This window comes from Janthinobacterium silvisoli, from assembly GCF_014200725.1.
Classification (GTDB): domain Bacteria; phylum Pseudomonadota; class Gammaproteobacteria; order Burkholderiales; family Burkholderiaceae_D; genus Janthinobacterium.
Genome location: NZ_JACHCL010000001.1, coordinates 805,987 through 817,359, shown reverse-complemented (window position 1 = coordinate 817,359; position 11,373 = coordinate 805,987). Strand labels below are relative to the sequence as shown.

Here is an 11,373-nt window from a genome sequence, read left to right as displayed (position 1 = left end):
AGATTTTAAAGGAATGACTATGCAGCAAGCCCCCGCAGCCAAAGATACGCCCTTGCTCGATCCCGTGGTGGCGCCCCGCATCGCTGCCACGCGCCTGGTGACGGGTTTGTTGCAGGGCTTGCTGCTGTACTGGCTGTATAGCGCCGTGCAAAACAAGGCATGGATCGCCACGCATGCTTATCTGCTGGCGCCCTTGATATTGATCGGTGTGTTGCTGCCGGTGCTGCTGGTGTCCAGCCTGGGCCATATGTCTGCCAGGCGCCTCGTGCTGTGGATGCTGGCGGCGGCCGCCGTGCTGACGGTGCTTGCTGCGCACGATGTGTGGCGCGACGTCAGGCAGGTAGCGGCTTACGCGCCTGCCAACCCCTTGTATCTGGTTTCATCGCAGCTATTCGGTTTTTGCGTGCTGGGCTTTTTTATCGCCCATGCCCTGGTGCTGTCGAGCGCGCACGACAGGCGGCGGGTGGCGCGCTATGCCACCTATTTTGAAATCGCCTGGAAACTGGCTATCCAGCTGCTGTTTTCCCTGCTGTTCGTGGCCGTGCTATGGCTGGTGCTGTGGCTGGGCGGGCAATTGTTCTTGCTGATTAAACTCGATTTCCTGCGCAAGCTGCTCAGTAAAGCCTGGTTCGTGATCCCCGTGCTGTGTTTTGCGTTTTCCTTCGCCATCCACATCACCGATGTGCGCCCGGCCATCGTGCGCGGCATCCGCACGCTGTTATTGGTGCTGATGTCCTGGCTGCTGCCGATCGCCGCCGTGCTGGTGGCCGGCTTCCTGCTGACCTTGCCATTTATCGGCTTCGAGCGCCTGTGGGCCACGCGCCATGCGGCTTCCGTGCTGCTGGGCATGGCCGGTCTGCTGGTGGTGCTGATCAATGCCGCGTTTCAAAATGGCGAAGTGGGCTTGGGCGTGGCGCGCGCCATCCGCATCGGCACGCGGCTGTCCTGTCTGCTGCTGCCATGGCTGGTCGGTATCGCCATCTATGCCTTGACCCTGCGCGTGATGTCGCATGGCTGGACGGCCGACCGCCTGATCGCCGCCGCCTGCATGGTGATTGCCACCTGTTATGCGCTGGGCTACGCCTGGGCGGCCAGCAAATATGGCGACTGGCTGCATTTAATTTCCCATATCAACGTAGCCACCGCCTTTGTCAGCTTGCTGGTGCTGTTCGCGCTGTTCACGCCACTGGCCGACCCGGCCCGCCTGTCGGTCGCCAGCCAGATGGCGCGGCTGGACAGCGGCAAGGTGAGTGCAGACAAATTTGATGTCGAGTACCTGCGTTTCGAGGGCGCCCGTTATGGCCAGGCTGCCTTGCAGCAACTCAAGAACCGCAGCACAGGTGCCGACGCCGCGATTCTGCAGGCCCGCGCCGAAGCCGTGCTCAAGCGCGAAAGCCGTTACGATGAAAGCGGTGCGCTCAGCAACGTGGCGATCAACCTGACCGTGCGCCCCGCCACGGCCACACTGCCAGAGTCTTTCCTGCGCCAGGACTGGAGCGCGGTAGGCCCAGCCTGGCGCTTGCCCGCCTGTTTGAAGCGGGCAGGGCAGCAGTGCGACGCATACCTGCTGGACTTTGATGGCGACGGCAAGCAGGAAGTACTCCTGATCAGCAACGACCCACGCGCCAGCTCCGTCTTGCTGGCCGAAAAAGCCGATGGCAGTTGGTACGCGCGCGGCCAGATCCCATCCGAAGCACTGCGCTGCAAGCCCCTGCGCGAACGGCTGCAGGCCGGCGACTTCCAGCTACTGCCACCCAAAACGCGCGAACTGGAAATCGATGGCGTGCGTGTGCCGATGAGTTTATATGGCAACGAAGATGAATTGAGCTGCCCGGAAGAATAGCGGCCGGCTCACCGGCAATTCACCGGCAACTCACCTGCAACTCAGCGGGCATGCTCTTCAAGCCGGACGACAAAACAAACCTCGGCTGATACCGCAGGCCGGGTGTCGCCCTGCTGCCTTGGCATCCCTTTATCCCCCGCACATCGTATGCCGGCGGTATTGAATCTTGCATATTTTACAGATAGATAAAATGCTATCCTGGTGGGAACTGGCCGGGTTTGGCCAGATGCAGTCGTAGACGGATGACCGCCAACGGCCCAGGCTGTGTAAAAACGTGAGGAAAAACCGCGAACAAAAAAATCGGCCTCTCAAAACGCTCGCTAAGCGATCTTCTCAGGGTCGGGAAGGGTAACCCTACCCATGAAAATTTCAAGTTTTTGCGTTTTTACACAGCCTGGGCCAGAAGCGGTCACTCGACGTATTCCTTGGAAATAAATGCAGATGGAAGTTAAATTTCTTAGTCTTGGCGAGCAAAGTGAACATGGTCGCGTCCTTGTTGCTCGCGGCCCAACCTCAGAATCCAACATCGTTGCCAGTGTCTTGATCGCTCACCATAGTGCGCCGGTGACTCGCGTAAACATTCTTGCCAGCGCAGGGTACTCGTGCTTTCAGAGTACACGTTTCGCTGAGGGCATCGTTTACATCGGCTTTGGGCAGTTCGTGTTCGTCGTTGATCTTTACCTTGGCGAAGTTCGTCGCCATCAGCTGGACGGTTACTTTGGCCATCTGTACGATTCGTGCGACCTTGAGAACCTAAATAGCCGCATCGCAGTGCTTGTAACTTCGGCATCTGAAGTTCTTGCTTTTGACCATACAGGAGGTCTGATCTGGGAGCAGTCGCCGCTTGGGATCGACGGTGTAGTCCTTCACGATGCGAGCGCGGGTCGGATTCGTGGTGATGGTGAATGGGACCCACCAGGCGGCTGGCGCCCATTTAGCCTAGTTCCAGAGTCAGGAGCAATACTTCAATGACCGGTATGGGGCGAAAGCTGCCCTTCGCATTACCAAAACAAGATTAAAGTAAGTAATGGAAGGGACAGGCCTTGGTTTTCTGCGGATATGGCGCCCGACTGTTGTCGGCGCCCGTGGAACGTATCGTGGGGCTTAATTGCGTATCTTGACCTGCCGCACATGGTTTTCCAGCTCGTTGAACGAGGGGCGCTCGGTGGCGGAAATGACCTTGCGGCCGAATTCCACGGCCAGGGCGGGGGCGTAGCCGTTCAGGCTGGCCAGCAGGGTGACTTTGGCGCACTGGTACATCTTCGACGTTTCATGGTGCTTGCGGCGCAGCAGGCTGGCCAGGGGGGCGATGAAGCCGTAGGCCAGCAGGATGCCGATGAAGGTGCCCACCAGCGCTTGCGCGATCAGTACGCCCAGCTCGGCTGGCGGCAGGCCGACGGAGGCCATGGTGTGGACCACGCCCATCACGGCGGCGACGATGCCGAAAGCGGGCATGGCGTCGGCCAGTTGTGAAATTGTCTGGATCGGCATTTCCGCATCTTCGTGGTGCGTGTCGATTTCGTTATCCATCAGGTTTTCGATCTGGTAAGCGTCCATATTGCCGGACACCATCAGGCGCAGGTAATCGGTGATGAATTCCAGGATGTGTTCGTCGCCCAGGGTGTACGGGTATTTCACGAAGATGGGACTGCGATAAGGGTCGTCGATATCATCTTCGATCGACATCAGGCCTTCCTTGCGGATCTTGCTGAGGATTTCATACATCAGGCCCATCAGTTCCATATAGCGGGCCTTGGTGTATTTCGCGCTTTCAAACAGGGTGGGGATGGCGGCAAAGGTGGCGCGGATGGCTTTGGCATCGTTGCCGACAAAGAAGGCGCCCAGCGCGGCACCGGCGATCATCATCAATTCCAGCGGCTGGAACAGGGCCGCGAGATGTCCCCCGTTCAAGGCAAAGCCGCCGAAGACGGAAAACAGGACCACGATAAATCCGAGTATGACTAACAAAACTTACTCCCTCATAATATTGCCGCAACGCAATATTATAGTGTAACCGGATTTATGGGCCTCAGGATGACTCCGGCTGCAAATGTTGACGCAGAAAGTTGATAAAACCACGTACTTTGGCCGGTAATTGCTGGCGGCCGTTGTCGAGGTAGCTGGCCAGGGCCCATTCCGAGCGCAGCAGGGTGCCGTGGCCAGCGTGCTGCGCACCTATATGGGGAGATGCGCTTGCTGTCAGGTCAGTAGAGTTAGTGCTAGTCGGCCGCCAGGAATGCCAGCAGTTCGGCGGTCGAACGCACCTTGCCCATGAAGGGGAAGATGTTCTTGATGGAAAACTCGTGCAGGTCGGTGCGCAAGCTGCTCATGGCATCTTCGGCAAAGATCACGGCGTAACCGAGGTCGGTAGCGGCGCGCGCCGTCGATTCGATGCCGAAGTTGGTGGCGATGCCCGTGAAGATCAGGGTGGTGATGCCGCGGCGGCGCAATTGCTGTTCCAGGTCAGTGCCCTGGAAGGCGCCCCATTGACGCTTGGCGACCACGATATCGCCTTCCTTGTAGCCGGCTTGCGGCACCAGTTCGGTGGCGTTCTCAGGTAACGGCGGAGCCGATGCGGGACGCGACAACGCCACGTCGGCCGGCAGGTGCAGCAACTCCTGGATCAGCACGCGCACATACACCACCGTGCCACCGCGCTGGCGCATGGCTTCGGCCAGTTGCACGCTATGGTTGACGACTTGCTGCGCGGAGTGGGGCGCCAGTTCGCGCGCCACATTGCTGTGCTGCAAGTCGATCAGCACCAGGGCGGTGCTGGCTGGGTCAAACGAAATCGGATTTGTCGTACTCATGCTGAACTCCTATATGTGAGGGTATGCTCAGATTATTATACGCTATAATCTGAGGATGTCCTCAGATCCTAATGCCACTTCAAAAAACGCCCGCCGCACGCCGCAACAGCAGCGTGGCGCCTTGCGCATGCAGACCATGCTGGCAGCCGCTGCCGAGGTGATTGGCGAAGCCGGTTATGACGCCGCCACCATGACGGAGATTGCCGCCCGTTCGGCTTCGTCGATCGGCGCCGTCTACCAGTATTTTCCGAACAAGGATGCCATCGTGCGCGCCTTGCGGGCACAGTATGGCGATGAGATGGAGCGGCTGTGGGATGGCTTGATCGCGGAAGCGGATCAGTTGAGCGTGCTGGAATTGTCCGAACGCATCATCGATCTGATGGTGGGTTTTGCGACTGAACGGCCCGCGTATTTTGCCGTCCTGAATGCTTCGCTGAACTACCGGCGCGACGCCGATGCGCGCCACCGCCTGCGTGAACGGTTCGGCCGTGCCTTTCAGCAAAAGCAGCCAGCGCTCAGCGATGAGCAAGCCTTGCGTTTGGCTAATGTGGCCTTGCAAGTGGTGAAGAGCCTGAACCCGCTGCTGTCGCAGGCCGACGTTGCCGAACGGGCGCAACTGGTGGCGGAATTCAAGTTGGTGCTATCCGGCTACCTGAGCAGCCGATTAAGCCTGGACTAATTTCTCTGCCAGAAGCGCAGCTTGTTGCCGAACGGATCTCCCACTTCCAGGATGCGGCCCCATTCCTCGTCGCGGATGCCGGGCCGCGCATATGGGTAATTCCTGGCCGTCAGTTCGGCATGCAGCGCAGCAATGTCATCGACGGGTATCAAGAGGGCGGCGCCCGGCGTGGCGTCGCCATGGTGTTCGGACAAATGCAGGACCAGTTCGCCCCGCTGCACCTGCATATAGACAGGGGCGGTCGGGTCAAAGCGGTGCTCCCACGCCTTGCTGAAGCCCAGGAAATCGACATAAAACTCCTGCGCCTTGTCGACGGAAAAGATGCGCAGGATGGGGATGGCGTTGCACAGGTGCATGGCAGTCTGGCCTCAGGCAGTTGATCACAAGACCATTCTAGTATTTTTTCATGCAGGCCAGTCCAGGCCAGCGCCTGCCGCTTGCCGCAGTTGCGCTTCCCAGCCACAACTCTCTTCCTCTGGCCACGGTTTTGTCGGGCCTTATTATTGTTCGCCGGCTTGCTGGGGATTGATCAGGGACGTCAAAACGTGATCGGCCCAAGCGCCATTGATGTGCAGATAGGCCCGGGCCAGGCCTTCCCGTTCAAATCCCAGCCGGCTCAGCAATTGCCCGCTGCGCTGGTTGTGCGGCTGGTAGTTGGCCATGATGCGGTGCAGTCCATGATGATTGAAGATATCGACAATCGCCGCTTGCAAGGCTTCATGCATGAGGCCCTGTCCTTGATACTCGCGCGCCAGGGAAAATCCCAGGTGGCAAGCCTGGAAGGCCCCACGCACGATATTCGTGAAGTTGCACGCGCCGATGATTTTTGCGCCGCCTTGCTGTTCTTGCTGTTGCCGCGCATGCAGCAACCAGTGAACAGCCGATTGATGCCTGATCTGTTGTAGCATGTCGCGCAGCTGGCTTTCCACTGCTGCCAGGGTATAAAACGCATCGCTGCGGGCAGGTTCCCACACTTGCAGATGCTCGCGCGTTGCTATCCGAAAATCCAGTATGGTGGCTGCATCGTCGACAGTGGGGGACTTGAGTATCAGCCGTTCAGTGATGAGGGAGGCTGCTACGGGAAGGGGCAACTCGTGCATGTGGCAGCGTTATTTTTTAGTCGGCCAGATAAAATTTCCCAAGGCACAAACCAGGCCGACAACGATGGCGCATCCCCAGTCGAACTGCTGCTCCGCTCCCAGGTAGCGTGTGTATAGCAGGGTGCCGGCGGCCGTGGCCAGGCCGATCCAGATAAATTGCGGGATTTTTTTAGTCATCTGTTTTGTCACAATCAGCATGCCGGTAAATAAAGATGCTCTCATGAAATTAATTAGATGGCAATCTGTCTTTTGAGACAGGAACGCCATCTCAAGAATGGGAATTCAAGGGGCGTCGTTGACGCCGTACAACTCGCGGCATAACAGCACGATCTGTTCGCGCAGCCAGCGCTGTGCCGGATGCGCATCGTTGCGGCGGTGCCAGTGCAGCACGAAGGGCACGGGCGGCAGTTCGATGCCGGGCAGCGGCAGCACCGCCAGCGCACTACCCAGTCCGCTGGCCGCCACCACGCCGGCCATCATGGTGGCCAGCAAGTCACTGCCGGCGATAATGGCTGGGGCTGCGTACATATGCGGCAGCGTGATGGCGATCCGGCGCTGGCGCTGCCGTTGCGCCAGCCACAGGTCGACGTGGCCGACGCCATCGCCTTCCGGCGATACCAGCAGGTGCTGATAGCTCAAAAAACGTTCCAGTGTCATGTCCTGGCTGGCTAGCGGATGGCCCTTGCGCGCCACGCAGACGAAGCGCTCTTCGAACAGCGGCATGGTAGGAATGCGTGGCGTATTGCCGCCAGGTACGCCAATTGCCGCATCGGCTTCTCCCGCGTCGAGCAGCGACAGCGCCTCTTCGCGCGCCGTGCAAGCCTTGATGCGCAGCGTCATGCCCGGCGCCTGCTGCGCCAGCCGTTTCAGCAGCGCAGGCAGCAGCACGAAGGCGGGATGGTCAGAGACGGCCAGGGTGTAGCGTATCGTCGCGCTGGCCGGGATAAAGTCTTGCGTGAAGTCCAGCGTGCGCTGGATGCTGGCCAGCGCCTCGCCCAGCGGCACGGCCAGTTCCAGCGCGCGCGGTGTGGCCTGCAAGCCGCCGGCGCTGCGCACGAACAGTTCATCTTTCAGCAGCAGGCGCAGGCGGGCCAGCGCCGCGCTCATCGCGGGCTGGGTGCGGCCGATGCGCACGCCGGCGCGCGTCACATTGCGCTCGCAGATCAGGGCGTCGAAGGCGACGAGAAGGTTGAGGTCGATTCCATGTAAATCCATGCCATGGATAATACCGCATATCAAATATCGATTGGACTTACGTTGTCGCGGCTTGCTACAGTGACTGCGTCATTCACTGAGACAGAAAGCCCATCATGAGCATGCAGCAAAACGGCCTGACACAGGCCCAGCAACGCGCCATCGAAACCCTGTACCGCGCCTTCAACGAGCGCAATCCCGACTTGCTGGACCAGGCGCTGGTGCCGGCATGGCAAGACACGCCGCTCGGTCCCGGCCAGCAGCCTGGCTTGGCCGGCATGAAGCCTGTGGTCGAAATGTTCGGCGCCGCCTTCCCGGATGTGCACATCACGATTCTCGATATGTTCGGCCGTGACGGCCGCGCCGCCGTGCGGGCGCAGATCACCGGCACCCATCGCGGCGAGTTTTTTGGCATTCCCGCAAGTAACAAACCTATTGCTATTGCTATCCACGAGTTTCATTATCTGGATGCGGACCGCATTACACATACCTGGCACCTGGAAGACTGGTTTGGCATGCTGAACCAGATCGGCGCGTGGCCACCTGTTCCATCCATCATTTAAGGAAAAAACCATGACCAGCATTGCGATCGTGTATTTCAGCGGCTACGGCCACACCGTCAAACAAGCCGAGGCCGTGCAGGCCGGCGCCGCCAGCGTGGCCGGCGCCCAGGTGCATCTGTACCGTATCGACCAGAACGGCGACTTGCACGAGGAAGCCCTGGCCGTGATCGGCAAGGCCGACGCCGTCATCTATGGCAGCCCGACCTATATGGGCGGCCCGGCATGGCAGTTCAAGAAATTCGCCGACAAGTCGTCCAGCGCCTGGTTCGGCCAGGACTGGAAAAACAAGCTTGCTGCAGGCTTCACGAATTCGGCCTCGCTCAATGGCGATAAATTCTCGACCATCCAGTATTTCTGGACCCTGGCCATGCAGCATAGCCAGATATGGGTGGGCACGGGCATCTTGCCATCGAACAAGAAAGAGCATGGCCCGGCCGACGTCAACTGGAGCGCCGGTTTTGGCGGCGCGCTGGCGATTTCGCCCTCGGATGCATCGCCAGATGAAGCGCCACGCAGCGGCGACCTGGAAATGGCCCGCCTGCTGGGCAAGCGGGTGGCGGAACTGGCAGCCAAATTGAAATAAGCCTGCGACGGTGCCGGGGCATGCTGTGTCCCGGTTCTATGCCTGCACTCTGCGACACCATTAAAACTTGCTTTTCTGAACTTCGTCTTATAATCGCGGCATGACTTTCCTATCAAACCGCGCAAGCGCCGTGCTGCGCACCATCGGCAAGGCTGCCGCTTCCTTCATTATTTTATTGACCGCGCTGTGGGGCGCGCTGGCGCTGTGGTACCACCTCGGCGGTGGTGCTGCCGCGCAAACCATCGGTGCGCTGCTGTGGGCCGGCTTGGGCGTGGCCAGCGTGGTGCTGTGGTGGCAGCACCGTGGAGCGTCCGTGCTGTTGCCGTATGCGGGCGGTTTCGTGCTGATGCTGGTGTGGTGGAGTTTTATCACGCCCAAGCAGGAGCGTGCCTGGGCCGACGACGTGGCGCACAATGTGACGGGCACGATCAGGGGCAATATCGTCACCCTGGACAATGTGCGCAATTTCGACTGGCGCAGCGATGACGACTACACGGTCAAGTGGGAACAGCGCAGCTACAATCTCGATGACTTGCGTACGGTGGACACGGCGCTGTCGTACTGGACCGGGCCATTCATCGCCCATACGCTGGTGTCGTTCGGTTTTGCCGATGGCCGCTTCCTGACATTTTCCATCGAAATCCGCAAGGAAAAGGGCGAGAGTTTTTCTGCCATCGGCGGCTTCTTCAAGCATTTTGAAATGAGCCTGATCGCCGCCGACGAGCGCGACATCCTGCGCGTTCGCACCAATGTGCGCGGCGAAGACATGCATCTGTACCGCGTGATGATGCCGCGCGCCGCCATGCGTTCTCTGTTCCTGGCCTACCTGGACGAGGCGCAGTCGCTGAAAAACCAGCCGCAGTTCTACAACACCCTGACGGCCAACTGCACCACCATCGTGTTTGAGATGGTGCGCCGTATCGTGCCTGGTCTGCCCGTCGATTACCGCTTGCTGGCTTCCGGCTACCTGGACCGCTACCTGTTCGATGTGCGGGGACTGGTGCCGGGTTGGACCTTCCAGCAATTGCGCGATGGTGGCCATATCACGGCGCGCGCGCGGGCGGCCAATGAAGACCGCGATTTTTCACATGCGATCCGACGTGGCATGCCCGGCTACGATGAAGAGGGCTACCCGAGCCTGCAAATGCCCAGGCAGGCGCAGGGACGCAAACGGCCATAGTGGGCGCTTGCTTGGGCCTGGACTGGCATTGCTTTATACTGGCGCCTTTCCAAGAATACACGAAGGCCCGCTATGCCATTTTCCTCACTGGGTCTGATTCCCGCCCTGGTCCGCGCTGTCGAGAAAGCCGGCTATGCCGCGCCGACGGCCATTCAGGCGGCCGCCATTCCTGCCATCCTGCGCGGCAGCGATGTGCTGGGCGCCGCGCAAACGGGTTCCGGCAAGACGGCCGCTTATGCGCTGCCGCTGCTGCAAGCCCTGATGGCGCCCGCTGCCGGCCCGCGCCAGGTGCGCGCGCTGATCCTGGTGCCCACGCGCGAACTGGCGGCGCAAGTGGGGCAAACCGTGCATGCGCTGGCCAAGCCGCTGCCCGTGAAGCTGAAGATTTCCGTGCTGTTCGGTGGCGTCTCGATCAATCCGCAAATGATGGACTTGCGCGGCGGTGCCGATATCGTGGTCGCCACGCCAGGCCGGCTGCTGGACCTGGTCAAGCATAACGCCGTCAAGCTGGGCGGCGTATCGCTGTTCGTGCTCGACGAGGCGGACCGCTTGCTGGATATGGGTTTTACCGAAGAAATCAACGCCGTGCTGGCGCTGCTGCCATCGAAACGGCAAAACCTGTTTTTCTCCGCCACCTTCCCCGACAGCGTGCAGGCGCTGGCCGACACTTTGCTGGCAAACCCGACCCGCATCGAAGTGGCGTCCGAACCGCAGGATAAACCCGATATCGTGCAGCGCGCCATCACGGTCGACGTGCCGCGCCGCACGCAGCTGCTGCGCTACCTGATCTTGCAGCAGCAATGGGAGCGGGTGCTGGTGTTCGTCGCCACCAAATACGCGGCCGAACACGTGGCCGACAAGCTGCAGCGCGCCGGCCTGCATGTGGGCGCCTTCCACGGAGAATTCAGCCAGGGCACGCGCAGCCAGCTGCTGGCCGATTTCAAGGCCGGTCGCCTGCAAGTGCTGGTCGCCACCGACGTGGCCGCGCGCGGCATCGACATCGCCGGCTTGCCAGCCGTCGTCAACTACGACTTGCCCCGTTCGGCCGTCGACTACACGCACCGTATCGGCCGCACGGGCCGTGCAGGCGAGAGCGGCACGGCCGTCAGCTTTATCACGGCCGATACGGAAGCGCATTTCCGCCTGATCGAAAACCGCAATGACTTGCGCATCGTGCGCGAAGTGGTGGCCGGCTTCGAGCCGACGGAAAAACCAAGCCCCGTCAGCGCCGTGACCGATACGGTGAATGGCGGCATCAAGGGCGCGCGCAAGAGCAAAAAGGATAAATTGCGCGAAGCGGCGGCCAAACTGGATCAGGTTGGCAATAAATAAAGCCGCTTATGTGCGCCAGCCCCTTGAGCGGCTGGCTTTCCCGTTTTAAGATGGCCGTTCTTTACGGAAACTAAATGGAGCGGGCATGC

The 11,373-nt window shown here is 60.2% G+C and carries 13 protein-coding genes; 7 read left to right on the top strand and 6 right to left on the bottom strand.

The genetic code is table 11. The features are described 5' to 3' along the window. The first annotated feature begins 19 nt into the window (after positions 1-19). Positions 20-1,843, top strand: coding sequence for a DUF4153 domain-containing protein (locus tag HDE75_RS03705; RefSeq protein ID WP_183676168.1), 1,824 nt, complete (start codon positions 20-22; stop codon positions 1,841-1,843). Positions 1,844-2,278: 435 nt separating this feature from the next. Then, entirely contained in the window at positions 2,279-2,815 is a 537-nt protein-coding gene (locus HDE75_RS03700; protein ID WP_183676169.1) for a hypothetical protein, read from the top strand. A gap of 132 nt (positions 2,816-2,947) precedes the next feature. Here HDE75_RS03700 and motA read toward each other — a convergent pair whose 3' ends face one another. Both motA and HDE75_RS03690 read right to left on the bottom strand, forming a co-directional pair. Further along, entirely contained in the window at positions 2,948-3,811 is an 864-nt protein-coding gene (motA, locus tag HDE75_RS03695; RefSeq protein ID WP_183676170.1) for a flagellar motor stator protein MotA, read from the bottom strand. A gap of 251 nt (positions 3,812-4,062) precedes the next feature. Then, a complete protein-coding gene (locus HDE75_RS03690) occupies positions 4,063-4,653 on the bottom strand; it encodes an isochorismatase family protein (protein WP_183676171.1) in 591 nt (196 codons plus the stop codon). 55 nt (positions 4,654-4,708) lie between these two features. On the opposite strand from HDE75_RS03690, the gene HDE75_RS03685 reads away from it, so the two are divergent. Beyond that, the gene (locus HDE75_RS03685) at positions 4,709-5,332 is read left to right on the top strand and encodes a TetR/AcrR family transcriptional regulator (protein ID WP_183676172.1); all 624 of its coding nucleotides are present in this window, start codon (positions 4,709-4,711) and stop codon (positions 5,330-5,332) included. On the opposite strand, the gene HDE75_RS03680 is transcribed toward HDE75_RS03685, so the two are convergent. The 4 genes from HDE75_RS03680 to HDE75_RS03665 all read right to left on the bottom strand — a co-directional run bounded on the left by HDE75_RS03680 (position 5,329) and on the right by HDE75_RS03665 (position 7,647). Then, positions 5,329-5,688, bottom strand: a complete 360-nt coding sequence (locus HDE75_RS03680) for a glyoxalase superfamily protein (RefSeq protein ID WP_183676173.1) — start codon at positions 5,686-5,688, stop codon at positions 5,329-5,331. The two genes, HDE75_RS03685 and HDE75_RS03680, sit on opposite strands and share 4 nt — an antisense overlap. Before the next feature lie 144 nt (positions 5,689-5,832). Continuing rightward, positions 5,833-6,432, bottom strand: coding sequence for a GNAT family N-acetyltransferase (locus HDE75_RS03675; protein ID WP_183676174.1), 600 nt, complete (start codon positions 6,430-6,432; stop codon positions 5,833-5,835). A 9-nt stretch (positions 6,433-6,441) separates the two neighbouring features. Continuing rightward, entirely contained in the window at positions 6,442-6,609 is a 168-nt protein-coding gene (locus HDE75_RS03670; protein ID WP_183676175.1) for a hypothetical protein, read from the bottom strand. 105 nt (positions 6,610-6,714) lie between these two features. After that, the gene (locus tag HDE75_RS03665; protein ID WP_183676176.1) at positions 6,715-7,647 is read right to left on the bottom strand and encodes a LysR family transcriptional regulator; all 933 of its coding nucleotides are present in this window, start codon (positions 7,645-7,647) and stop codon (positions 6,715-6,717) included. Positions 7,648-7,742: 95 nt separating this feature from the next. Here HDE75_RS03665 and HDE75_RS03660 point away from each other — a divergent pair, with 95 nt between their 5' ends. From HDE75_RS03660 to HDE75_RS03645, 4 genes are all read left to right on the top strand, one after another. Continuing rightward, a complete protein-coding gene (locus HDE75_RS03660; RefSeq protein ID WP_183676177.1) occupies positions 7,743-8,189 on the top strand; it encodes an ester cyclase in 447 nt (148 codons plus the stop codon). 10 nt (positions 8,190-8,199) lie between these two features. Beyond that, positions 8,200-8,772, top strand: coding sequence for a flavodoxin family protein (locus HDE75_RS03655; RefSeq protein ID WP_183676178.1), 573 nt, complete (start codon positions 8,200-8,202; stop codon positions 8,770-8,772). Positions 8,773-8,872: 100 nt separating this feature from the next. Beyond that, complete coding sequence (locus HDE75_RS03650; RefSeq protein WP_183676179.1) at positions 8,873-9,952, top strand: Lnb N-terminal periplasmic domain-containing protein; 1,080 nt, start codon at positions 8,873-8,875, stop codon at positions 9,950-9,952. Positions 9,953-10,024: 72 nt separating this feature from the next. Then, the gene (locus HDE75_RS03645; protein ID WP_183676180.1) at positions 10,025-11,284 is read left to right on the top strand and encodes a DEAD/DEAH box helicase; all 1,260 of its coding nucleotides are present in this window, start codon (positions 10,025-10,027) and stop codon (positions 11,282-11,284) included. The last annotated feature ends 89 nt before the right edge of the window (positions 11,285-11,373 follow it).

Coding starts and splice junctions, on each gene's coding strand:
- HDE75_RS03655 (WP_183676178.1), top strand. CDS start 8,200: ATGACCAGCATTGCGATCGTGTATTTCAGCGGCTACGGCCACACCGTC.
- HDE75_RS03650 (WP_183676179.1), top strand. CDS start 8,873: ATGACTTTCCTATCAAACCGCGCAAGCGCCGTGCTGCGCACCATCGGC.
- HDE75_RS03680 (WP_183676173.1), bottom strand. CDS start 5,688: ATGCACCTGTGCAACGCCATCCCCATCCTGCGCATCTTTTCCGTCGAC.
- HDE75_RS03700 (WP_183676169.1), top strand. CDS start 2,279: ATGCAGATGGAAGTTAAATTTCTTAGTCTTGGCGAGCAAAGTGAACAT.
- HDE75_RS03690 (WP_183676171.1), bottom strand. CDS start 4,653: ATGAGTACGACAAATCCGATTTCGTTTGACCCAGCCAGCACCGCCCTG.
- HDE75_RS03645 (WP_183676180.1), top strand. CDS start 10,025: ATGCCATTTTCCTCACTGGGTCTGATTCCCGCCCTGGTCCGCGCTGTC.
- HDE75_RS03675 (WP_183676174.1), bottom strand. CDS start 6,432: ATGCACGAGTTGCCCCTTCCCGTAGCAGCCTCCCTCATCACTGAACGG.
- HDE75_RS03665 (WP_183676176.1), bottom strand. CDS start 7,647: ATGGATTTACATGGAATCGACCTCAACCTTCTCGTCGCCTTCGACGCC.
- HDE75_RS03685 (WP_183676172.1), top strand. CDS start 4,709: ATGTCCTCAGATCCTAATGCCACTTCAAAAAACGCCCGCCGCACGCCG.
- HDE75_RS03660 (WP_183676177.1), top strand. CDS start 7,743: ATGAGCATGCAGCAAAACGGCCTGACACAGGCCCAGCAACGCGCCATC.
- HDE75_RS03670 (WP_183676175.1), bottom strand. CDS start 6,609: ATGACTAAAAAAATCCCGCAATTTATCTGGATCGGCCTGGCCACGGCC.
- HDE75_RS03705 (WP_183676168.1), top strand. CDS start 20: ATGCAGCAAGCCCCCGCAGCCAAAGATACGCCCTTGCTCGATCCCGTG.